The following is a 23,542-nucleotide window of genomic DNA, read 5'->3' as shown; positions in this document are numbered from 1 at the left end:
GTTAACAACTAATTAAAATTTATAGATGTGATTGCCAGTCTTTGGCATAAGCCTGGATATTTTTACATGTTTCATCAAAAAAAGCTTGGTCATGCTGATATGGGTCAGGCACATTTTGACTTTGCCAATGACCTAAGCGAAAAACTTTCCCTTTGGCGAATGGCCATTTTTGCTCAATATGTTGAGACTGATTTTTGCTCATCACCAGAATGAGATCAGCTTTTTTAATGAGTTCTGCATTAATTTGACGCGCAGTATGAGTACGCATATCTATGCTGAGGCGATCCATACAGGCAATGGCTTTATCATCAGCAGGATGATTAACCATTGCAGAAAGTCCCGCAGATTCAATATTTAGATTTGGATGATTATGTTTAAGAAAATACTCAGCCATTGGGCTACGACAAATATTTCCCACACATACTACCAGTATATTTTGAATCTGCATGATTACTTCCCTAATTGATCAAATGAATAAAGCGCACTAGAGAATGGAATGATCTGATTCATAATACGTTGCCAACGGCTTAAACCAGTCGCATCTATATAAACAATATCATTTTTTTGCATTGCAAATTGATTGGCTAAAGCTAAGTTTCCTATACTACTTAAATTTAAGTGATAAATGGTAGATTGTTTAGTGTTTAAGTCAGTGCGCATCACATAGATACGCGCAGCACTTGCTGTATAGGGATTAATCCCTTCACTTTCACCAAGCACATCACTGAGCGTCATTCCTTGATCGCGTAAGGTTAATGCCTGACTACGACTAGATTCACCCATCACATATAGCTTTTGATCTTGCTTGGTGTTGACATAAATAGTGTCATTCGGTTGAATCAACAAGTTATGTAAAGATAACCCTTGCTGTTCGAGTTGTATAGTATTTAAGTTAAAGGTTTGACCATTTCGAATCAATTGAATATTAGTGTTGTCCCCAGTTTTAGTATCGATACCCCCAGCTTGCCCTAAAGCAGTATAGATACTAATAGGTTGATCATTGAGTGTATATTGTCCACTGCGCATGACTTGACCATTGACAAAATAACGGCGTCCTTCATAAGACAGTACACGAACAACAACATCAGGATGCTTTAAATATTTTGCAAATTGATTATGCAAAAAACGATTTGTTTCAGCTAAGGTTTTACCTGCGATTCGTACAGAGCCAATAAGAGGTAGTTGGACATTGCCATTCGGATCAATTGGATAGCCAACAGCTTTAACATTGGTTGCATCTTGAATAGGCGGGGTAATTTCAGGGTAAGCCCAAAGTTGAATCGAGAGTACGTCACCAGCACTTAAACGATAAATATTCTGCTGGTTATGAAAAAGTGATGCAACTTGACCAAAATTTTTTTGATTGATTGTACTGATATTAGGGATATTGTTTTGATTCAATTGAACAACAGAAAGTTCAGCACCTTGGTCAGTTTTATATTGACCTTGATCTGGTAAATCATAAGTTTGAAGTCCAGATGTAATAGCGCAACCAGAGAATGAGACCGAAATTGCTAACATTGTAAAAAGTGATATGCGCGAATGCTTCACATTTAATACCCTTATTTTATATTGCGTTGTTGCTTTGAATCCAATTTTGAAAGTGAATTGTAAGCTAAAAAAGTGAAGAAGGGTATCTTCTAGGCTGATACTAATGTAGTAAAACATAAAACATCGTGTTTAGACTTGTAATATTTTATATGAGCAAAAAAGTTTGTTAAGCCAATATACAGAATGTTACCAAGATTAAGTATTTGTATTTTATTGACTTGGTTTATGATAGGAATTGCTTACTATACTGAGTATAATATTTATTAAATTCAGGTTTTGAAAGTTCAATTTCAAATGAGTCTTGTAAAAAAGATATTGTTGAATTAGAACAGCTTTAAAATTTTTAAAATGATTCATTAGGAAACAATATGAAAGTTTTGGTTACTGGTGGTGCCGGATTTATTGGATCAGCAGTTGTAAGACATATTATAAAAAATACTCAAGATGAAGTATTAAATATTGATAAGTTAACCTATGCGGGTAATTTGGAGTCTTTAAAAGACGTTGAACAAAATGAAAAATATCAATTTAAGCAAATTGATATTTGTAATGCTAATGAATTGACTGTGGCTTTTAATGAATTTGAACCTGATTTAGTGATGCATTTAGCAGCTGAATCGCATGTAGACCGTTCTATCGATGGTCCAGCTGAATTTATTGCAACCAATATTGTTGGAACATATACACTTTTAGAAGTTGCACGTAAATATTGGATGCAACTCGATGAACAAGCTAAAACGAAGTTTAAATTTCATCATATTTCTACGGATGAAGTGTATGGGGATTTAGAGGGTACAACGGATTTGTTTACTGAAACGACTTCGTATGCACCAAGTTCACCTTATTCAGCAAGTAAAGCCAGTTCAGATCATTTAGTGCGTGCTTGGCAACGTACTTATGGATTGCCAACGATAGTGACCAATTGTTCAAATAATTATGGTCCATATCATTTCCCTGAAAAATTGATTCCATTAGTCATTTTAAATGCATTGGATGGTAAGCCTTTGCCGATCTATGGTAAAGGTGATCAAATTCGTGATTGGTTGTTTGTGGAAGATCATGCACGTGCACTTTATAAGGTTGTAACGGAAGGTGTGGTTGGCGAAACTTATAACATAGGTGGTCATAACGAAAAACAAAATATAGATGTTGTTAAAACGATCTGTAAAATTTTAGATGAGTTAAGACCGCAAGCAAATCAACAATCTTATGAGTCATTAATTACATTTGTAAAAGATCGTCCAGGACATGATTTGCGTTATGCGATTGATGCGACAAAAATTAGCAATGATTTAGGTTGGAAGCCAGAAGAAACATTTGATACAGGTATTCGAAAAACTGTGGAATGGTATTTAAATAATCAAGATTGGGTTGTTCATGTTCAAAGTGGTGAATACCAAAATTGGGTTCAACAGCAATATGAAAATAGATTAGCCTGAATGCTGAGTAAATTATGAAAATATTGTTGCTTGGTAAAAATGGACAGGTCGGTTGGGAGTTGCAGCGGGCGCTCCAACCACTTGGTGAAGTTCTTTCACTGGATCGTTCTGTTGATAAAAATGGTTTGTCTGGGGATTTGGCTGATTTTGATCAAATTAAAGCGACTATTGATGCTGTAAGACCAGATATCATTGTTAATGCAGCTGCTTATACAGCTGTAGACAAGGCTGAGACAGATCGGGAAAATGCTGATCTGATTAATCATTTGGCAGTCAGACATTTAGCTGAGTGTTGTGCGAATCAAAAAATACTGCTGATCCATTATTCAACAGATTATGTTTTTAATGGGAAAGGGGTGCAAGCTTGGTCTGAAGGCGATGAAACAGACCCTGTGAATTTATATGGAAGTACTAAACGCTTAGGTGAGATTGCACTTGAGTATGGTGGCTGTGAATTTATAAACTTTAGAACTAGTTGGGTTTATGGTTCTCATGGTAATAACTTTATAAAAACTATGTTGAAGTTAGCATCTACTAGAGAAGAGCTAAGTATTATTCATGATCAAATTGGAGCACCGACAGGTGCTGCATTGATTGCGGATGTAACAGCTCAAGCTTTGAAATTTTATTCATTAGGCTCTGAGAGTCAAAAGAGAAATTTGCTTGGTCATTACCACTTGGCCGCATCTGGCGAATGTTCTTGGTTTGAGTATGCGAGTTTTATTTTTGATTTGGCAAAAGAAAAAGGTCAAACATTGGCTATACAAAAAGTCAGAGCGATAGAAACTATTGAATACCCAACACCAGCAAAACGTCCATTAAACTCACGTTTAAATACAACTAAATTACGAACAAATTTTAAACTTCACCTGCCGAATTGGAAGCTCGGTGTAGCTCAGGTATTAGAGGAAATAATTAAATGAATCCCAAAAAACGTAAAGGTATTATTCTTGCTGGTGGTTCGGGTACACGTTTATACCCAATTACAATGGGAACTTCAAAACAACTATTACCAATTTATGATAAGCCGATGATTTATTATCCATTATCAGTTTTGATGTTGGCGGGAATTAATGAGATTTTAATTATTTCCACACCTGAAGATTTACCTAATTTTGAAAAACTATTGGGTACGGGTGATGAGTTGGGGATTAAGCTTTCTTATAAAGTACAACCCTCTCCTGATGGCTTGGCTCAAGCATTTATTTTGGGTGAAGAATTTGTTGGAAATGACAATGCTTGCCTTATTTTAGGAGATAATATTTTCTATGGTCAAAGCTTTGGTGCGCAATTAAAAAGAGCTTCAGAGAGAGAAACTGGCGCAACTGTTTTTGGTTATTATGTCAATGATCCTGAACGTTTTGGAGTTGTGGATTTTGACTCAGAGGGTAAAGCGCTTAGTATAGAGGAAAAGCCTGAACAACCTAAATCAAATTATGCGGTAACAGGGCTTTATTTTTATGATAGTAAAGTGGTTGAAATTGCAAAAAATATAACACCATCACATCGTGGTGAGTTGGAGATCACAGATGTGAACAACGTCTATTTGCAACAACAAGAACTTAATGTTGAGTTGTTAGGGCGTGGTTTTGCTTGGTTGGATACAGGGACACATGACTCATTGTTGGAAGCAAGTCAATTTGTTCAAACTGTCGAGCATAGACAAGGTTTAAAAATTGCATGTTTGGAAGAAATTGCATTCAATAATGGTTGGATAAATGTTGATCAATTATTCAGTCGTGCAAACTTCTTTAAGAAAACAGGTTATGGTCAATACTTATTAAAATTGCACGCTGAATATGAGAAAAAATCAAAAGCATAATATTGCTTTTAATTTTCTGTTGATAAGTTAGTTGTATAAAGAGAATGAAGAATGAATGTTATTGAAACAAAAATTCCAGGATTGTTAATTATTGAACCGAAAGTTTTTGGCGATGATCGTGGCTGGTTTATGGAAAGTTTTAATCAAAAAGCCTTTGAAAATGCGCTTAAGGAACGGGGTTTGGATATTCCACAATTTGTTCAAGATAATCACTCTTTATCCCAAAAAGGGGTTTTGAGAGGATTGCATTTTCAAAGAGCTCCTTTTGCACAAGGAAAATTAGTTCGTGTAGTGCAAGGGCGGGTTTGGGATGTTGCGGTCGATATTCGAGAAAATTCCCAAACTTATGGGCAATGGGTTGGGGTTGAGTTGTCTGCTGAAAATCACAGACAATTTTGGATTCCAGAAGGGTTTGCTCATGGATTTATTGCATTGGAAGATAATACGCAGTTTTTATATAAAGCGACCAATTACTACAATAAAAATAGTGAAGGTGCAATTGTTTGGAATGATGAAAATTTAAAGATTAAATGGCCTATTCATGACTTAAGTAATATATTTATATCCGATAAAGATAAAAAAGCGGAAAAATTAAAATAGTTGATTTATTATGAGTGTAATGGATAGATTGAATACTATTCTAAATAAAGTACTGTTAGATCCTAGATTTAAAAATTCTATATGGATGATTGCCGAAAAAAGCATTTCTTTATTTGGCTTGATATTTGTAATTTCTGCTATGGCAAAATATATGGGACCTAAAATATATGGATATATTGCCTTAGCAACATCTATTTTTTTGGTGGTAAAGGCCATTGCACAAATGGGTTTAGATCAAATTTACTTTAAACATGCCAGTAAGGGGAATACAAAGAGTAACCTTTTATTAAAAAATTCTATATTTATAATTGTTAAACTGTATGTATTTATAAGTTTTATCATTTTATTTTATTATTTTTTTGAAACTCAAATCGAGGAATTTATTTTATTTACTTCAGTTTGTATTTCAATGTTGTTTTTAAGTGCAGATGTAAGGGCAATACATTTGGATGCAGTTTTGAGATCTAAACTTAATGTTTTTTCAAATATTATCGGTTTGGTTTTAAGTCTTTTTGTTAGATACTTTATAATATTATATAAGCTTCCCGTGGTTTTTTTTGCAATCCCGATTATTATTTTAACAATTGTTCCGTATTTCTTAAGATTGTTAATTTTTCATAAATATAAAATATTACATAGCAAAAAAAATAGTTTTCAGAATTTTTTTAGATATACAAGATATATTTATATAGTCGGATTTCCTTTAACAATATCAATATTATCAGTTAATATATATTTGCAGTCTGCTAATTTTTTTTTGGCAAAGTATGAGGATATGGAAAGTGTTGGTAAATACTCTATAGCGGTTATGCTAGCAGGTTCTTGGTATTTTTTACCTACAACATTTATACTGTCATTTCTTCCAAAAATTTATGAAACTAAAAGCGAGGAATCGTACTTAAAAGAAGCTTCATTTATTTTAAGATGGTTGATTTTATTTACTTTGCTTATAGTTGTTTCTTTGTTTTTTATTGGGGGGAGAGTTGTAGATTTTTTATATGGTGATGCATATTCGGAAAGTATATTAGTTTTTAAAATACTTTTAATATCCTATTTTTTTTCTATAATCGGTTTTTATTTTTATAGATTAATTATAAAGTTTTCAGGGTTTAATTTTTTAGCAAAAAAAATGTTTATCACATGTTTAATAAACTTGATACTTTGTTATTTTTTAGTAAGAAAATATGGGATGATAGGAGCGGCATTTTCATCATTAATTACGGAGTTTTTATCTAATATTATTTTTAACTTATTTTATAAAGATTTGAAGTTAGTAAAATTATTGAAATTTTCAATATTGGGTCGTAAATATGAATGAAATTAGATTATCTATAGTTGTTTCGGTATATAATATTGAAAATTATATAGCAGAGTGTTTGAGCTCTTTAAATATAACGAATGATGTTGAGTTAATATTGATTAATGATGGATCTATTGATGATAGTTTAGCTGAAATTCACAATAAAATTGACATGAGTGATTTGAATGTAAGAGTTATTACTCAAGCAAATTCTGGGATTTCTAATGTGAGAAACTTGGGGATAGAATTATCTCAAGGGAAATATATTATGTTTATTGATGGAGATGATTATGTTAATTATAAGAACTTAATGGAAGTATTAGAAATATCAGAAAAAAATAATTCTGATGTTGTAATTGGAAACTTTGTTAGTTTTCGTGGAGAGGATAAACTGGAAAAAAATAATAGTGAAATACAAGAATATATTAATTGTAATGGTGTTGATATATTATATAATAATTTTTTGAAAGATATAACTCCTTCTGTTTGGAAAGGTATTTATAATAAAAAATTTTTAGTTACTAATGAATTGTTTTTTTTAAAAAAAGTTGCTATTGCTGAAGATTTTGATTGGCTGTTTAGAGTGCTTTTTCACGCTAATAAAGTAAGTGCAGTAAATTTGTATTTTTATTATTATCGATTGAGAGATGGTTCTGCTATTCGTAGTCAATTCTCTGAAGAGAAGTATAAAGGTGTTCTTTGTGTTGTAAAGAACCTTATTGAGTTTTTAGAAGAGAATAAAATCAATGAGCTATATCACTATAGATTTAATGAAATGATTTATGCAATTTTAGTAAGAGGTGTTGCTATGTATAAAGGAGCAAAAAATAAAGAAGAAATAAAAATGATAATTAGGAAACTTCCTGTAAAGAATGTTAAAATTAAAATAATAGGCTTCATATTATATTTTTCCCCAAACTTGGTAACGAAACTTTTAAATTCTAAATATCAAGTTGGGTAAGGTTCTGATATGAAACAGTTATATAGTTCTATACATTATCAAAAATTGTGGTATGGGAAATTAGTATGATAATAAAATACTTCATAGTACCTTTTTGTTTTTTTATCACAATATTTAATTTGAAAATGGCTTTACCACCTTATAGTCTGTTATTTCTTACAGGCGGAGCTGGTTTTTTATACTTTTTTCAGAATTTAATAACAAATAATCTTAAATTAAAAAAATACTCATTTAGTTTTTTGTTTTTGATACTTATTTTATTTTTTATTTTATTAATTTCTATGATGATGAATCAGATTGTTGATTTTTATTTTTTAAAGGAGATAATTCTATATAGTTTATTTAGTTATTTTTCAGCACTCTTTGTGGTGGTTTTGTTAGATAAGACTACTAATGATGATGATTTAATTCAAAATTTTGTTTATGTAGTTGTTTTTCAACTTTTAATTTCTTTTATATGTTATATGGTGCCATCTTTATTTGATTTAGTTTTTAGTATTTTTTCTAGGTCAGATGTTGATACTAAAATCATAAATTTAAATGAAGTTCGATTGGTTGGCTTGGGCGCTGCTTTTTTTGGTTCAGGTATAGTTAATTCTTTTACTTTGATTCTAATTGCTGCATTGCTTAAAAAAGAGAAGAATAAGGTAAAATTGATGTTACTTTTATTCTCATTTATTATTATTGCATCTATTGGTATAATGAGCTCTAGAACAACAATTATTGGTATACTAATTTCTATTTTTTTAATTTTACTTAATTTCAATCTTTTAATTAAAACTATCAAATATTTTTTCTTAATTGTTCCAGTCATTGCAGTTAGTTTGATCTTTATACCTAATAGTGAAAGGTTTACTGATTTATTAAATTTTGGATTCGATTTTTTATTTAATTATAAGGATTCACAAGCTTCAAATTCGGCTGGTGAATTAATGGATATGTGGCAAGTTATTCCTAGTGGAATCAGAACATTATTATATGGTGATGTTTTATTACGAACCGATAATGGTTATTATATGGATACTGATGTAGGCTATTTTAGGATTATATATTCAGTAGGGTTATTCGGTCTATTCGTTTTTTGCTTTATTCATTGTTATATGATTTTAAAAATAAAAAATGAATATATAGGGTGGATTGAAAAAATAGGTTTTTTATTTGTTTTTTTTATTTTAAATATTAAGGGTATTGCGAACCTTATTCCCTTTCTCTCTTTGTTTTATATATTTTCTGGAATTAAAGGTCGGAAGTAATTGGTTATGATTAATAAAAGCATTTCTGTTGTAATTCCTTTTTTTAAAGCTGAAAAAACAATAGAGAACACCCTCGACTCTGTTGTGAATCAAACATTGCAACCCTCAGATATTATTATTGTTATAGATGGCTGTGATGATTTATATTTGAAAAAAATATGTGAATTAAAAAAATTTGAACAATTAAGGATAAATCTTATTAAGTTAAATAATAATTCAGGCGTCTCACATGCAAGAAATATAGGGGTTAAGTTATCTAATTGCGAATATATTGCTTTTTTAGATTCTGATGATGTGTGGCATCCTCAAAAACTAGAAATTCAACTTAATTTAATGCAAGGTATGGGGTTAGATTTTTCTTTTCATATGTATCAAGCTTTACCGTTATCTGAATTTAAAAAAATTTCATCATTTTCAATAAAGCATATTAGTAAAATTAATTTTATTTACAAACAGTTTATTGCTACTCCTACAGTAATGGTTAAAAAGTCAAAATTTATACTTTTCGATGAAAAAATAAGCTATTGTGAAGATTATTTATGTTGGATGATGAATATGGATGAGAGGGGGTTTTATATGATTAATGAGTTCCTTGCTCATGGTTATAAACCTGCGATTGGTTTTAGTGGTTTGTCCTCCAGTATTAATAAAATGCATAAAGGTTATGTTGAATCAAATATTGTTTTATTGAAAAATAAAAAAATTTCTTTTTTATTTTTTCTTTCTTCTTGTTTTTTTGAGTACTTTAAATATCCATTAAGATATGTAAGACGGATTTTTGGTAATAAAAAGTAATTTTATTAAAAATTTTGTTTATTTTGGATATTTGAAATTTGTTGTATATAGGACAGGTATTATCATGGTAAAAAATGTATTAGTTACTGGTGGAGCTGGGTTCATAGGTTCTAATTTGGCTTTAAAGTTAATTGAAAAAGGTTATACTGTTACAGTACTGGATAACCTATCTCCTCAAATTCATGGTGAAAATCCGATTGAAACGTCTCCACTATATTTAAGTATCAAAGATAAAGTGAAATTTATCCATGGTACAGTGACAAGTAAAGCAGATTGGGAAGAAGCGCTGAAAGGTCAAGATGCTATTGTCCACTATGCTGCGGAAACTGGCACTGGTCAGTCAATGTACGAAGTTGAAAAATATGTAGATGTGAACATCAATGGAACAGCGTTAATGTTAAATTTGCTTGTTAATGGTTCATATAATATAAAAAAAGTGGTTGTTGCTTCATCTCGTTCAATTTATGGTGAGGGAAAATACATTAGCAAAGAGTTAGGTGCAGTATACCCTACACAACGTGATTCTGTTCATATGGATCAAAGTGATTTTGAGGTTAAATATCCAAACTCTTCTGCATTGACTTTGGTTGGTACAGATGAAGAATCAAAAATTCATCCTTCATCGGTTTACGGTATTACTAAGCAAAATCAAGAACAAATGGTCTTAACGGTGTGCCCTACAGTAGGGATTGCGGGGGTTGCTTTTAGATATCAAAATGTCTATGGACCTGGCCAATCATTAAAAAACCCGTACACAGGGATTTTATCAATTTTCTCAACTCAAATTAAAAATGGTAATAATATCAATATTTTTGAAGATGGTTTAGAAAGTCGTGATTTTGTATATATTGATGATGTAGTAGATGCAACAATTTTAGGTTTAGAAAAAGAAGAAGCTAATAACCAAGTTTTTAATGTTGGCACTGGTGTTGCAACCAATGTGCTCACAGTCGCAAACGAACTCGTTAAAAACTATGGAGTTGAGGTTTCAATTCATGTATCTGGTAACTATCGTTTAGGTGATATTCGTCATAATTATGCTGATTTAACGAAGATTAATAAGCTACTTGGTTTTAGTCCAAAAGTTTCATTTGAAGCTGGTTTAAAGAATTTTGCTGAATGGGTAAATACTCAAGAAGTTCAGGAAGATAAATATCAAAAATCAATTGATGAAATGAAGGCAAAAGGGCTGTACAAGTAATATGAATAAGCTAGAGCATCTGAAAGGTAAAAAAGTACTTTTTTTTAGTGTACAAACATTTAATTTAGAAAAAGATATTGTTAAGCAGCTAGAAAAACATGGTGCTCTGGTCACTTATTTTGATGAACGGCCTGCAAATAATAACTTTACAAAGGGATTAATTCGACTTCGGAAAAATTTATTAGAGAAAAAAATAAACAAATATTATAAAAAAATATTAAAAGAGATAAAAAATGAAAGATTCGACTTTTTATTGGTAAACCGTGGTGAAGTTGTTACTAAATTTTTTTTAGAAGAATTTATTAAATTACAACCGAATTGTAAACGAATTTTTTATACTTGGGATAGTTTTGGTAACCATAGTAATGGCTTGGAAATCATAAATTATTTTGATACGAAGTTCACTTTTGATCTTCAGGATGCTGAAAAGTATGGTATTGGTTTTAGACCACTTTATTTTACTGATAAATACCGAGAAATTTATGAGAATGGCTGCAAAAAAGAAATAGATTTACTATTTCTAGGAACTGCTCATTCTGATAGGTACATTATCAGCAGTAACATCAAGGATTGGTGCAAAAATCACAATTTAATTGCTTATAATTATTATTTTATGCAAGGTAAATTAGTTTATTTTTTTAAAAAATTTTTTGATCCAACATTTAAAAGTTTTGCTTTTAAAAAATTAAGTTTTAAAAGTTTGACATCAGCTGAAATAGTTCAATTCTATGATAAGTCAGATGTAGTGTTAGATATTAGCCATCCTGGTCAATCAGGACTTACCATGAGAACTTTTGAGACTTTAGGAGCTGGGAAGAAATTAATCACAACAAATAGTAATATTGTGAAATATCCTTTTTATAATCCCAATAATATCTATTTAATTGATCGGAATAATCTAGAGTTGGATATCAATTTTTTTTCAAAAAAGTATGAACCAATTGATTTAGAATGTTATGAACGATGTTCAATAGATGGTTGGATTGAGGATCTTTTCTTAGGTAGTGAACATAATTTTTGGAAGGTTTGAAATTGTAACTGTATATTTTTATACAGATGAAATAAATTTCTATTTACAAGATTGTTTGTTGGGTAAGTTTCTGATTTATTGTGTACGAGTTATTTTTTAAATTGTATACTCATGATAAAAATCGAAATTAATATGTATTAATAGGGGTAATATCACAACATCATCAGCAAGATTAGGTAGGAAAAATATGTTATTTTATAGCCTGTCCATTATAAGTATATTTTATGGATTTGGTCAGTTATAAATATAAAATAGTTTATGAGAAATTAGGTATGATTGATAACTTAATACAAAGCTATTTGAAATTATGGGTTTAAAAGATCTAAATGAAAAGATTAGTTGATATTTTTATTGCTTCATTAGCACTTTTATTGCTATCCCCAATTTTTTTATTAGTAGCATATAAAGTCCGTAAAAACTTAGGCTCCCCAATTTTCTTTTATCAAGAGCGCCCAGGTAGGCATGGTAAATTATTTAAAATGATGAAATTTCGTTCTATGCGTAATGCTTTAGATGAAAATGGAATGCCTTTGCCTGATGAAAAACGTATTACTCCATTTGGGCAGAAATTACGTGCAACTAGTTTAGACGAAATGCCACAGCTTATTAATGTTTTAAAAGGTGATATGAGTGTTGTTGGCCCTAGACCTCAACTTCCTGAATTTGTTGAACATTATACAGCTCAACAAATGCGCCGTCATGAGGTCAAACCAGGAATGACAGGGTTAGCTCAAGTCAGTGGTCGAAATAATCTTTCTTGGGAGGAAAAATTTGATTTAGATGTGCAATATGTAGAAAAGCAAACTATCATTTTTGACTTCAAAATTATGTTCAAGACGGTTGAAGTCATGTTTAAGAAAGAAGGTATTGATTCACCTGATCAAGCTGTTGGGGCGAGCCGTTTTTCTGGTTCAGAAACTACAGACCGTAAATCAACACACCATTAATTTATTGAAAGAAATTTTGCAATGATCAAAAAAGCTATTCTCCCTGTCGCTGGTCTTGGTACACGTTTTTTACCAGCAAGCAAATCTATTCCAAAAGAAATGGTCACTGTGGTAGATCGCCCAGCAATAGAATATGTGGTGAAAGAAGCAGTTGCTGCAGGAATTGAACAAATTATTTTGGTCACACACTCTTCAAAAGCTTCAATCGAAGATTATTTTGATCGTAATTTTGAGTTAGAAACAACTTTAGAAAATAAGAAAAAAATTGATTTGCTTAAAGAAATTACAGAAATTTTACCTGCGCATGTCAGTGTAATTAGTGTACGTCAACCTCAGCCTTTAGGTTTAGGGCATGCTGTACTTTGTGCAAAGGCTGTTGTAGGTGATGATGATTTTGCCGTGTTATTGCCAGATGTATTAGTCAAAGAAAATAGTACTAAAAATGATTTAACTCGTATGATTCAGCGTTTCGATGAGTCTAAAACATCGCAAATTATGGTCGAAGCTGTGCCAGAGCACCTAGTTGATCAATATGGTATTGTTGATGTTATTCACTCACCGAATGAAGGTGAAAGTATTGTGATGCAAGGTATTGTAGAGAAGCCTACTGTGGGTACTGCACCATCAAATCTATCAGTTGTTGGTCGTTATGTCTTGCCTGCGAAAATTATGCAACTCTTAGAGCAAACACCAAAAGGTGCGGGTAATGAAATCCAATTAACGGATGCAATTGCTGCCTTACAAAAAATTGAAAATGTTGAAGCTTATCGTATGAAAGGACAAACTTTCGATTGTGGTAGTAAAATTGGTTACCTTAAAGCAGTATTGCACTATGGTGTAGAACATCCTAAGTTAGGTAATGAATTCAAAGAACTGATTAAAGAATTAAATTTATAAAATATTGGACTCTATATGAAAATTTGTGTTTTTGGCACAACCTTACAAGCTGGCGTGATTGCCGGCTTGTTTGCTGAATATGGGCATCAAGTTTCATGGTGTCCTCAAGTGAGGCAAGAAAAGCAAATCAAGATTCATTATCAAGATTCTAATCTGAATCAATTGATTCATAAGCAATTTTCTAATAATGCTTTGCAATTGGTGGATTTGAGTAATATTGATTTTCAAAGTGAAGTTTTTGTATTTAGCTTTAATCCGACGGAATTTGATCAAGTAATTGCATTGGCTGAACAATTAAAAGTGCAACCCGTGATTCATCCGAAATTGATGATTAATGGCTCTACTTTTGGTTTGGAAGGTACTGAAAAACTAAAACAAATTTTAACTTCAGATCATTGGGCGTATCTACCAGATACGATACAAGAAGGTAATGCTGTTGAGAGTTTTGTCGATTTAAAACAAATTATTGTTGGTGTTGATCATGTTGAAACAGAAATACTGATTAAAGAATTATTACGTCCATTTTTCCAACTCAAACACCAATACTTATTTATGCCATTCTTGGATGCCGAATTTACCAAGTTGAGTATTTCAGGCATGTTGGCAACACGTATCAGCTACATGAATGATATGGCACAAGTTGCAGAAAAGTTAAACATTGATATTCAAAATGTCAAACAAGGCTTAGCGGCTGATAGCCGTATTGGTTCCACATATTTATCACCAGGGGTAGGCTTTGGCGGTGAAAATTTTTCGCATGATATTTTGACACTCACTGGCACAGTGGCAGGTTCGGGTATAAAAAGTCAATTATTAGACCAAGTTTGGACGATCAACGAACAGCAAAAAGAGATTTTATTCCGCAAGCTATGGAATTATTATCAAGGTCAATTGTCAGGGAAAGTTGTTGCAGTTTGGGGTGCATCATTTAAAGAAAATACATCCAGTATTGATTATTCTCCGATTCATGCGATGTTGACAGCATTATGGGCGCAGGGTGCAATTGTGCAATTACATGATCCCGAAGCATTGGATCGAGTGCAACAGTTATATGGTGATCGTGCTGATTTAATTTTGTGTGAAGATCAGTACCAAGCTTCTCAACAAGCGCATGCATTATGTATTTTGACGGCTTGGAAGCAATATTGGAGTCCTGATTATCATCAGTTAATGATAAAGATGGTACATCCGCTGATTTTAGATGGTCGTAATATTTTGAATCCTGATTTTGTCAAAGCACAAGGTTTTGCTTATCAAGGTGTGGGGCGAGTATGACGGATTTTATTTATAAGAATGAGCAAGCTGAACTCAGTTTTACACAATTGCAGGATAATGCGCTTGCACAACAATCTGTTAAATTGACGGATTTATTTCAACAAGACGCGCAGCGATTTGATCGTTTTTCAGTTCATTTTAATTCATTGAGTTTTGATTATAGTAAGCATCGTATATCGCAAGAAACGCGTGATCATTTATTTGATTTTGCTCATTCAAAGCAACTGGGTGAATGGATAAAACGTCTGTTTACCGATGAAGCAATTAACTATACTGAAAACCGTGCAGCAATGCATTGGGCGCTACGTTTACCTAAAGATGACCAAGATTATCCTGCACTTTCCAGTATGGTGCATCAACAGTTAGATCGTATGTATCAGTTGGTGGATAAAGTGCATGCTGGGCAATGCCGTGGTTTTACTGGAGAAGTGATTCAGGATGTGGTCAATATTGGCGTGGGGGGATCAGATCTAGGACCTTTGATGGTCAGTCATGCTTTATCGGATTATAAAGTCAGTACTGCAAAGCCTTTAAAAGTCCATTTTGTTTCAACCATGGATGGAAGCCAACTTTCTGAATTACTGCATCAACTTCGTCCAGAAACGACTTTATTTATTATTTCATCGAAATCTTTTGGCACCATTGACACTTTATCGAATGCACAAACTGTTCGCCAATGGTTAGAAAAAGCACTAGGTTCACATCAAAGTGTGGTGCAACATCATTTTGTTGGGGTTTCGACCAAGCCCGAAAAAATGACGGAGTGGGGAATTGCCAAAGATAATCAGTTCTTGTTATGGGATTGGGTGGGGGGACGTTACTCACTTTGGTCGTGTATTGGTTTGCCCATTGCGCTTCAAATTGGAGTTGAAGGCTTTAAACAGTTATTAGCCGGTGCGTATGCGATTGATCAGCATTTTCAAAAAGCACCGTTTAAACACAATATTCCTGTATTAATGGGCTTGCTCGGCGTTTGGAATAATAACTTCCTGAATATTCAAACGCATGCAGTGCTTCCTTATGATGGTCGTCTTAAGTACTTTGCTTCCTATTTACAACAATTGGAAATGGAGTCTAATGGTAAGTCAATTCAACGTAATGATGAGAAAGTTGAACTAAATACCTGTCCAATTGTTTGGGGCGAGGTTGGGCCAAATGCGCAACATGCATTTTATCAATTGTTGCATCAAGGCACACATGCAGTCAGTTGTGACTTTATTGCACCCGTACAGCGTTATAATGCCAATCAATTTACTTATGCGGAAAATGCAGAAGCGTTAATTGAACAGCATCACTTGGCTTTATCAAATTGTTTGGCGCAATCGCGTTTATTGGCATTTGGTAATCAGGCGCTCAACGCGGATGAATTGTTACAATTACCATTGTATAAGCAGTATGAAGGGAATCAGCCAAGTTCTACAATTTTGCTACAAGAACTGAGTCCATATAGTCTTGGTATGCTGATCGCATTATATGAACATAAAGTATTTGTGCAATCTGTGATTTGGAATATCAACCCATTTGACCAATGGGGCGTTGAAAAAGGCAAAGAAATTGCCAATCAATTGCTGCCAATTTTGAGTGGTAAAGAAAAAGATATTTCTCAATTAGATGCATCGACTCAAGGATTAATTAAAATCTTATTAGGTAAAGAATAGAAATATAGGGAAAAGTATGGCAACAATTTTAGTGGCAGGTGGTGCAGGTTATATTGGCTCACATACCTGTGTTGAGTTATTAGAAGCTGGGCATGACGTTGTTGTTCTAGATAACCTTTCAAATAGCTCAGAAGAATCACTAAAACGTGTGCAAGTGTTGACGGGGAAATCGCTAAAATTTATTCAGGGTGACATCCGTCTACAGCAAGATTTAGATCAGGCTTTTGCTTCACATCAGATTGATGCGGTGATTCATTTTGCGGGGTTAAAAGCGGTCGGTGAAAGTCAGCAGATCCCATTGGCTTACTTTGATAATAACATTGCGGGTTCGATTCAATTAGTTCAGGCTATGGAGCGTGCCAATATTTTTAATTTGGTCTTTAGTTCATCTGCAACAGTTTATGGCGAAAAAAACCCATCACCTTATCAAGAAGATATGACTTTAGGTATGCCTAATAATAACTATGGTTATACCAAATTAGTGATTGAGCAAATGTTAGAAAAAACTTCGATTGCTGATGATCGTTGGTCGATTGCATTACTACGTTATTTCAATCCTGTTGGTGCGCATAAGAGTGGGTGCATTGGTGAAGATCCATTAGGAATACCGAATAATCTAATGCCATATTTGACTCAAGTTGCAGTAGGGCAACGTGAAAAATTGTCGATTTTTGGCAATGATTATCCAACACAAGATGGAACATGTGAGAGAGATTTCATTCATGTCGTTGATTTAGCAGAGGCACATGTTTTAGCCGTTGAAAATCGATTAAAGAGCAAAGGATGTAGAGCTTGGAATATTGGGACTGGTCAACCAATTTCAGTCTTGCAAATCAAGAATACGTTTGAAAAAGTGAATCAGATAGCGGTAAAAACTGAATTTTCAGATCGACGGGCGGGTGATCTACCAAGTTTTTATGCCAATAACGCACGTGCAGTCGCTGAGTTAGGTTGGACACCTAAACATAATTTAGAAGACATGTTGGCTGACAGTTGGAATTGGCAAAAGCAGAATCCAACAGGTTATAAAGTATAGTTTTAAAGAGATGAGAAAAAAATAGGCGCAATCCGCGCCTATTTTTATGACCAAGTGAAAATATTAGCTTTGAATCAACTGAGTTAACTCATCCACATAATTTTGCATTGGTTTAGGATTTTTATCTTTGCGGCTTTCGATATTTAAACGTAACAAAGGTTCAGTATTTGAAGCACGAACATTTAGACGCCATGCACCAAAATCTAAACTTACCCCATCTGTTTTGTCGATTTCAGGTTTTTGATTTGCAAAATGATCAAATATTTTTTGAATCGTCACTTGAGTATCTACAACTTTAAAGTTGATTTCACCACTACATGGGAAGCGATCAATCATGCCTTCGACAAGACTAGAAAGCGATTGCTTGGTTTCAGAAAGAACAGAAGCAGCCAATAACCATGGAATCATGCCACTATCACAATAAGCAAAATCACGGAAATAGTGATGCGCACTCATTTCACCGCCATATACAGCATTATGCTCACGCATAACATCTTTGATGAATGCATGCCCAGATTTAGATTGAACAGCAACACCATTGTATTGCTCAACAATATCTAAAGTATTCCAAACTAAGCGAGGATCGTGCACAATTTTCTCGCCCGCTTGTTTGAGTAAGAACGCTTGTGCAAGCAGACCGACAATATAATAACCCTCAATAAATTGTCCTTTTTCATCAAATAAGAAGCAACGGTCAAAATCACCATCCCAAGCAATCCCCATGTCGGCTTTATACTCTAAAACAGCATTTGAGGTACTATCACGGTTTTCAACGAGAATAGGGTTAGGGATCCCATTTGGGAAAGTCCCGTCAGGATTGTTGTGAATTTTGATAAATTCAATGGGAATATTCAGTTGTTTGAATTTTTCTTCAATGGCATCAACGGCATGACCTGCAGCACCATTTCCAGCATTCATAACGAGTTTAAGTGGGCGAATTTTTTTTGGGTCAATGTAGGTGAGTAGATGTTCAACAAATTCTGGCAAAATATTGTATTTTTGAGATGTACCCTTTTGTGAAACTTCATCAAATTGTTCAGATTCAGCCAAAGCTTGAATATCTTTCAAGCCTGTATCTGCACTGATTGGGCGAGCATTTTCACGAACCAATTTCATGCCATTATAATCCATCGGATTATGGCTTGCTGTGATTTCAATACCACCCTGAACATCAAGATGGAAAGCACCGAAATAAACCTCTTCAGTTCCAGTCATGCCAAGATCTAAGACATTGACACCTGCATCATTTAAACCGCGAATCGTCGCTTGTTTTAAACCCTCACTCGTTAAACGAACATCACAACCCACTACAACAGTTTTAGGTTGATAAATTTGCCCATAAGCACGACCAATTTTATAGGCAATTTCTTCATTTAATTCTGTGCCAAGTTTGCCACGAATATCATAGGCTTTAAAACAGGTCAGTTTATTCATAATCATCTTTCTATTGTCTAAAATTGGATCATAACGAAGCATTCATTTTAACGCTAAAGTATATAAGTGATACTACAAAAAGACACATATTTGATTCTAAGTTTTTTAAAATGTTCTTCCCAATACCTTGATTTTGCCGATGTACGGTTTTATTTTTAAAAATTAGCAATAAAAATGAGACGTAGTTTTCAATAAATAGCGATTAAAGTCATGATTTTACATTTAATCTAAATAAATAGTTTAATTTTTGTGCGCAATTCCGATAAAGTGATAACTAGTTCTCATAATTTATGGTTTATAATTACAAAAAATTGACATTAAAATTTCAAAATGAGGAAAAGCAAATGGCTAATTTACTAGATTCTGTACTCACGCCTGTTGGGGGTGTTGTTGGTGGAGTGGTTGGCGGTGTTGGTGGCATCGTTGGAGGTGTCCTAGATCTTGTAAGCAACATTATTAAAGTAGCAGGGTTCAAACCGAATAGCGACGTTACAATTAGCTTTTATGATGCAATTACTAATGCTCTGATTAAAGCTATTGTGGTTCAATCTGATGCAAGAGGTCGTATAGAATATACAACTTCAGAATTTATTAATGGCGAGACAGCTATTATTACAGGTATCAACCCACAAGGGTTTGATATTAAAAGTACGCAAGTTCTAAAAGATTTCGCTCCACCAGTCGCACCTACTGTATCAATTAATGCAGCAGGTAGCCTAGTTTCTGGTATTACTGAACCAGGCGCACTAATTAAAATTAAAAATCAAGCAAATGAAGTTATCGCAACTACTGTTGCAGACCAATTTGGTAAATTTGCTGTTGCATTAGTTCCACCAAGAATTGCATCTGAGCAACTCAGTGCTACAGCTTCAGATAATTCAGCAAGCCATAATGAATCAGTTGCAACTCAATTTACTGCTCCAGATTTAATACCACCAGTAGCACCTGCAAACTTAGCAGTTGTGCAAGATGGTAGTGTGGTTACAGGTAAGGCAGAACCAAATTCAAAAATTGAAATCAAAGATTCAAAAGGTCAGGTCATCGGAACTGGCACGACAGATCAAAATGGTGCTTTTTCGGTAACTTTGACGGTTCCACAAAAAGATAGTCAACAATTAATTGTAAATGCAATTGATACTGCTGGGAATAAGTCGCCTGATGCAATAGTAAATGCTTCAGACCTAACACCACCAGCAGCACCTACAAACTTAGCAGTTGTACAAGAAGGTAGTGTGGTGACGGGCAAAGCTGAACCAAGCTCTAAAATTGAAATTAAAGATCCGTCAGGAAAGATAATAGGAACGGGTTTGACAGATGCTACGGGTTCATTTGCAGTAACATTGACTACGCCTCAAAAGGACAGCCAAAAGCTGACTGTGAATGCCTCTGATGCGTCAGGAAACAAATCACCAGATGCAACAGTAATTGCACTTGACTTGACACCGCCACCAGTACCGACCAACTTGGCAGTTGTCAATGACGGCACGGTTGTAACAGGTAAAGCAGAAGCAAATTCTAAAATTGAAATTAAAGATCCGTCTGGAAAGTTGATTGGAACAGGTTTGACCGATGCGACGGGTTCATTTGCAGTAATTTTGACCACACCTCAAAAAGATAGTCAAAAACTGGCAGTAAACGCATTTGATGCAGCTGGAAATAAATCACCAGATGCGACAGTAAATGCACTTGATTTAACACCACCACCAGTACCGACCAACTTGGCAGTTGTCAATGACGGCACGGTTGTAACAGGTAAAGCAGAAGTAAACTCTAAAATTGTAATCAGAGATCCAGCTGGAAATATCATTGGTACAGGTACAACTGATGCAAATGGCTTATTTTCAGTAGGATTAACTATTGCACAAAAAGATAGTCAAAAACTGACAGTGAACGCATTTGATGCAGCTGGTAATAAGTCACCAGACGGTAATGTACAAGCACTTGACCTTACTCCTCCAGATTTAGGTACCCCATTGTTCAATGCGACTGGTAACCAAGTGTCTGGAACGGCTGAAGCGAATAGTAATATTGCAGTAAAAAATGCTTTAGGAACGGTTATTGGGACTACTGTAACTGGTGCTGATGGTAAATTTGTTGTTAATTTAGATAAAGCATACGGTGCTGGTGAAAAAATATCTGTTACCGCGACAGATGCTGCCGGTAACTCAAGCCTACCTAAAGCAGCGATTGCACCAGTTTTATTACATGCAAATGATGATGTTGTACGTGCAGATCTTGACTTAGGTTATACATCTACCAGTTCGACTTATTCTGAAACAAAAGGTTTTGGATCTATTTTTAAATTCTTTGGTATTTCTTTTCTTGGAAAACCAGCAGCAGAAATTAACTTCACTGTGGGTGAAACTCAGGCAACTTCAGTTGATATTTCTTCGACAAATGCTGGTTTTGGATCATTTTTAGATTCAACTCGAATTACTCTGTATAAGCAAAATTCGGATGGTTCATGGGCTAAAGTTGTTTCAAGTACAGATACGGGCCTGTTTAATGCTTTCTTCTTTTTCTTCCCACAACAAGCACGTCTTAAAACTGTAGATTCTTTGGTGCAAGGTAATTATAAAATTATTGCTGAAGATACAACTGCATTTAGCTTTTTTTCCGCGAACAGCTTAAATGTGACATATACAACTACAACTAAATCTACAACATTAGATGCTCAAAAAGCGAATGTAGTTTCGGGTAATGTATTGGCAGATGATGTTACAACTGCAGGTACACAAGTCTCTAAACTTGTGAACTCAGATGGTAAAGGTGCGGATGTTGCTTCTACTGGAACTACGACATTGGTGGGTAAATACGGAACAATGCTGATTAAAGCAGATGGTTCATATTCTTATACGCCAAATAAAGATTCTAGTAATATCGGGAAAGTTGATACATTTACGTATACCATTAAAAATGCAAATGGTAATACATCGGAAGCGAAAGTATTTGTACAAATTGGTTCAGATGAAGTTAAAGTGAAATGGGATCCAACAGATCCATCAAAATTTGGTACGACATTACAGCTGTTCAATGACTTGGATACAGTTAAATCAAATGTGTATCACACGACTTCTCAGTCTTCTGTAAGTTCAGGGTCTATTACAACCAGTTCGAGCAGATTGATATCGACAACATCAAATACATTTAATATTGATAATAACGCTGAATCTACGATTAAAGTTGCATTTAAGGCTGCTTATGGTAAGAGTTTCTTTGGTAGTACAGTTTCTACAACTCAAGATCCAGATAACACCACTTTCAAATGGCAGTTGCAGAAATTCAATAAGGCAACGAATCAGTGGGAAAATGTAGTAGGTGCAAGTGGTTCTAAGTTTATTGGCTCTTCACTGAGTAACAGTATTACGAGTGGTAATGAAGTGCTAAATGCAGAATTTAAAATCAATTCAGCTGGACAATATCGCGTTGATTTTAGTGCTTCAACAAGTAGTTGGTTTACTTCAAGTTATGACACTTCTGTTCAAGTGACCACAACGAACTTAAATGACTGGTATTTAGATAGCTTTGGTACTGCAACAGGTAATATTTTCAATGGTGTAGGTGTTGAAACAACATCTCAAGATACTTTGGGTATCGGAAGTAAATTGTCAATTTCAAAAGATGGTGGCGTAACGTTTGAAACCGTATCTGCAAGTGGTAACACGATTCAAGGAGTGAATGGTGTTCTAACAATCAAAGCTGATGGGTCATATAACTACAGTCAAACAGGATATAAATATGCAACTGAAGACTTTGTGTATAAAGTCACAAATAGTAATGGTGAGACTGCAACAGCGCACCTAAATATCGGTTATGAACACACGATTCAAGGTTCTGCTGCAAGTGAAGTTTATTCTACTGGAAGCATCATCCATGTTCTTCAAATGGGTGCAGGTGCAGACACTGTGAAATTCACTGCATTGAATACAGATGAACATGGTGATATCTGGTCAGACTTCTCTAAGGCCGAAGGTGACAAGATTGATGTATCTAGCTTATTAAGTGGTAAAGGTGTGACTGCAAGTAACATTAGCCAATATGTAACAGTTGAGCAAAGTGGAAAAGATGCAGTTGTAAAAATTGACCTAGATGGTAAAGGTACTCAATACACCCCTAAAGAGCTCGTGATTCTAGAAAATAATACATTAGCATTAGATGATTTGTTAAAAGGTAATCATATCATTTATTAATTTAATTAATTTTTAGTAAAAAAGAGAGTTTTATACTCTCTTTTTTATTCATGATTAAAGTTAAAATTAAGTTTTATGGTTTAAATTGTCTAAAATTTAGATTGAAAACTTATGCTTTGAACATTAGATTTAAATGTTTTGTGATTGATTTAA

General features: G+C 33.8%; 19 protein-coding genes. 16 read left to right on the top strand and 3 right to left on the bottom strand.

Translation table 11 applies throughout. The annotated features are described in order from the left end of the window. Positions 1–19: 19 nt before the first annotated feature. Positions 20–448, bottom strand: a complete 429-nt coding sequence (locus BEN71_RS18475) for a low molecular weight protein-tyrosine-phosphatase (protein ID WP_068975562.1) — start codon at positions 446–448, stop codon at positions 20–22. Between the two features lie 2 nt (positions 449–450). Then, positions 451–1,521, bottom strand: coding sequence for a polysaccharide biosynthesis/export family protein (locus BEN71_RS18470; protein WP_227542636.1), 1,071 nt, complete (start codon positions 1,519–1,521; stop codon positions 451–453). A gap of 398 nt (positions 1,522–1,919) precedes the next feature. On the opposite strand from BEN71_RS18470, the gene rfbB reads away from it, so the two are divergent. The 15 genes from rfbB (at position 1,920) to galE (ending at position 17,765) form a co-directional block, all read left to right on the top strand. After that, a complete protein-coding gene (gene rfbB / locus BEN71_RS18465) occupies positions 1,920–2,990 on the top strand; it encodes a dTDP-glucose 4,6-dehydratase (RefSeq protein ID WP_068975564.1) in 1,071 nt (356 codons plus the stop codon). A 14-nt stretch (positions 2,991–3,004) separates the two neighbouring features. Then, a complete protein-coding gene (gene rfbD, locus BEN71_RS18460; protein WP_068975565.1) occupies positions 3,005–3,913 on the top strand; it encodes a dTDP-4-dehydrorhamnose reductase in 909 nt (302 codons plus the stop codon). Then, on the top strand, positions 3,910–4,812 hold the full coding sequence (gene rfbA, locus BEN71_RS18455; protein WP_068975566.1) for a glucose-1-phosphate thymidylyltransferase RfbA: 903 nt from the start codon (positions 3,910–3,912) through the stop codon (positions 4,810–4,812). The genes rfbD and rfbA overlap by 4 nt, the downstream gene beginning before the upstream one ends. A gap of 51 nt (positions 4,813–4,863) precedes the next feature. Next, a complete protein-coding gene (rfbC, locus tag BEN71_RS18450; protein WP_068975567.1) occupies positions 4,864–5,412 on the top strand; it encodes a dTDP-4-dehydrorhamnose 3,5-epimerase in 549 nt (182 codons plus the stop codon). Between the two features lie 10 nt (positions 5,413–5,422). Further along, on the top strand, positions 5,423–6,730 hold the full coding sequence (locus tag BEN71_RS18445) for an oligosaccharide flippase family protein (protein ID WP_086322697.1): 1,308 nt from the start codon (positions 5,423–5,425) through the stop codon (positions 6,728–6,730). Beyond that, positions 6,723–7,673, top strand: coding sequence for a glycosyltransferase family 2 protein (locus BEN71_RS18440; RefSeq protein ID WP_068975569.1), 951 nt, complete (start codon positions 6,723–6,725; stop codon positions 7,671–7,673). Before BEN71_RS18445 ends, BEN71_RS18440 begins: the two co-directional genes overlap by 8 nt. A gap of 125 nt (positions 7,674–7,798) precedes the next feature. Beyond that, on the top strand, positions 7,799–8,926 hold the full coding sequence (locus tag BEN71_RS18435; RefSeq protein WP_152033052.1) for a hypothetical protein: 1,128 nt from the start codon (positions 7,799–7,801) through the stop codon (positions 8,924–8,926). 6 nt (positions 8,927–8,932) lie between these two features. Next, the gene (locus BEN71_RS18430; protein ID WP_068975571.1) at positions 8,933–9,721 is read left to right on the top strand and encodes a glycosyltransferase family 2 protein; all 789 of its coding nucleotides are present in this window, start codon (positions 8,933–8,935) and stop codon (positions 9,719–9,721) included. A gap of 64 nt (positions 9,722–9,785) precedes the next feature. Next, complete coding sequence (locus tag BEN71_RS18425; RefSeq protein WP_068975572.1) at positions 9,786–10,922, top strand: NAD-dependent epimerase/dehydratase family protein; 1,137 nt, start codon at positions 9,786–9,788, stop codon at positions 10,920–10,922. 1 nt (position 10,923) lies between these two features. Beyond that, entirely contained in the window at positions 10,924–11,952 is a 1,029-nt protein-coding gene (locus BEN71_RS18420; protein WP_068975573.1) for a CgeB family protein, read from the top strand. Positions 11,953–12,278: 326 nt separating this feature from the next. Then, positions 12,279–12,899, top strand: coding sequence for a sugar transferase (locus BEN71_RS18415; RefSeq protein ID WP_068975574.1), 621 nt, complete (start codon positions 12,279–12,281; stop codon positions 12,897–12,899). A 21-nt stretch (positions 12,900–12,920) separates the two neighbouring features. After that, on the top strand, positions 12,921–13,796 hold the full coding sequence (galU, locus tag BEN71_RS18410; protein WP_068975575.1) for a UTP--glucose-1-phosphate uridylyltransferase GalU: 876 nt from the start codon (positions 12,921–12,923) through the stop codon (positions 13,794–13,796). A 15-nt stretch (positions 13,797–13,811) separates the two neighbouring features. Next, positions 13,812–15,071, top strand: a complete 1,260-nt coding sequence (locus tag BEN71_RS18405; RefSeq protein ID WP_068975576.1) for a UDP binding domain-containing protein — start codon at positions 13,812–13,814, stop codon at positions 15,069–15,071. Next, entirely contained in the window at positions 15,068–16,729 is a 1,662-nt protein-coding gene (pgi, locus tag BEN71_RS18400; protein WP_068975577.1) for a glucose-6-phosphate isomerase, read from the top strand. Before BEN71_RS18405 ends, pgi begins: the two co-directional genes overlap by 4 nt. Positions 16,730–16,745: 16 nt before the next feature. Then, positions 16,746–17,765 carry a UDP-glucose 4-epimerase GalE gene (gene galE, locus BEN71_RS18395; protein ID WP_068975578.1) on the top strand — a complete coding sequence of 340 codons (1,020 nt, stop codon included), beginning with the start codon at positions 16,746–16,748 and terminating at the stop codon, positions 17,763–17,765. Positions 17,766–17,828: 63 nt separating this feature from the next. On the opposite strand, the gene BEN71_RS18390 is transcribed toward galE, so the two are convergent. Further along, the gene (locus BEN71_RS18390) at positions 17,829–19,199 is read right to left on the bottom strand and encodes a phosphohexomutase domain-containing protein (protein WP_068975671.1); all 1,371 of its coding nucleotides are present in this window, start codon (positions 19,197–19,199) and stop codon (positions 17,829–17,831) included. A 344-nt stretch (positions 19,200–19,543) separates the two neighbouring features. Between BEN71_RS18390 and BEN71_RS18385 the strand changes: the two genes are divergently transcribed. After that, complete coding sequence (locus BEN71_RS18385; protein WP_161553514.1) at positions 19,544–23,389, top strand: BapA/Bap/LapF family large adhesin; 3,846 nt, start codon at positions 19,544–19,546, stop codon at positions 23,387–23,389. Positions 23,390–23,542 lie beyond the last annotated feature (153 nt).

It is taken from the genome of Acinetobacter wuhouensis, from assembly GCF_001696605.3.
In the GTDB taxonomy this organism is placed as follows: Bacteria; Pseudomonadota; Gammaproteobacteria; order Pseudomonadales; family Moraxellaceae; genus Acinetobacter; species Acinetobacter wuhouensis.
This window is presented reverse-complemented; position numbering and strand designations above follow the sequence as displayed.

Excerpts from the sequence above, each read along its gene's own strand:
- BEN71_RS18475 (WP_068975562.1), bottom strand. The coding sequence starts at position 448 with ATGCAGATTCAAAATATACTGGTAGTATGTGTGGGAAATATTTGTCGT.
- BEN71_RS18470 (WP_227542636.1), bottom strand. The coding sequence starts at position 1,521 with ATGTTAGCAATTTCGGTCTCATTCTCTGGTTGCGCTATTACATCTGGA.
- rfbB (WP_068975564.1), top strand. The coding sequence starts at position 1,920 with ATGAAAGTTTTGGTTACTGGTGGTGCCGGATTTATTGGATCAGCAGTT.
- rfbD (WP_068975565.1), top strand. The coding sequence starts at position 3,005 with ATGAAAATATTGTTGCTTGGTAAAAATGGACAGGTCGGTTGGGAGTTG.
- rfbA (WP_068975566.1), top strand. The coding sequence starts at position 3,910 with ATGAATCCCAAAAAACGTAAAGGTATTATTCTTGCTGGTGGTTCGGGT.
- rfbC (WP_068975567.1), top strand. The coding sequence starts at position 4,864 with ATGAATGTTATTGAAACAAAAATTCCAGGATTGTTAATTATTGAACCG.
- BEN71_RS18445 (WP_086322697.1), top strand. The coding sequence starts at position 5,423 with ATGAGTGTAATGGATAGATTGAATACTATTCTAAATAAAGTACTGTTA.
- BEN71_RS18440 (WP_068975569.1), top strand. The coding sequence starts at position 6,723 with ATGAATGAAATTAGATTATCTATAGTTGTTTCGGTATATAATATTGAA.
- BEN71_RS18435 (WP_152033052.1), top strand. The coding sequence starts at position 7,799 with ATGGCTTTACCACCTTATAGTCTGTTATTTCTTACAGGCGGAGCTGGT.
- BEN71_RS18430 (WP_068975571.1), top strand. The coding sequence starts at position 8,933 with ATGATTAATAAAAGCATTTCTGTTGTAATTCCTTTTTTTAAAGCTGAA.
- BEN71_RS18425 (WP_068975572.1), top strand. The coding sequence starts at position 9,786 with ATGGTAAAAAATGTATTAGTTACTGGTGGAGCTGGGTTCATAGGTTCT.
- BEN71_RS18420 (WP_068975573.1), top strand. The coding sequence starts at position 10,924 with ATGAATAAGCTAGAGCATCTGAAAGGTAAAAAAGTACTTTTTTTTAGT.
- BEN71_RS18415 (WP_068975574.1), top strand. The coding sequence starts at position 12,279 with ATGAAAAGATTAGTTGATATTTTTATTGCTTCATTAGCACTTTTATTG.
- galU (WP_068975575.1), top strand. The coding sequence starts at position 12,921 with ATGATCAAAAAAGCTATTCTCCCTGTCGCTGGTCTTGGTACACGTTTT.
- BEN71_RS18405 (WP_068975576.1), top strand. The coding sequence starts at position 13,812 with ATGAAAATTTGTGTTTTTGGCACAACCTTACAAGCTGGCGTGATTGCC.
- pgi (WP_068975577.1), top strand. The coding sequence starts at position 15,068 with ATGACGGATTTTATTTATAAGAATGAGCAAGCTGAACTCAGTTTTACA.
- galE (WP_068975578.1), top strand. The coding sequence starts at position 16,746 with ATGGCAACAATTTTAGTGGCAGGTGGTGCAGGTTATATTGGCTCACAT.
- BEN71_RS18390 (WP_068975671.1), bottom strand. The coding sequence starts at position 19,199 with ATGAATAAACTGACCTGTTTTAAAGCCTATGATATTCGTGGCAAACTT.
- BEN71_RS18385 (WP_161553514.1), top strand. The coding sequence starts at position 19,544 with ATGGCTAATTTACTAGATTCTGTACTCACGCCTGTTGGGGGTGTTGTT.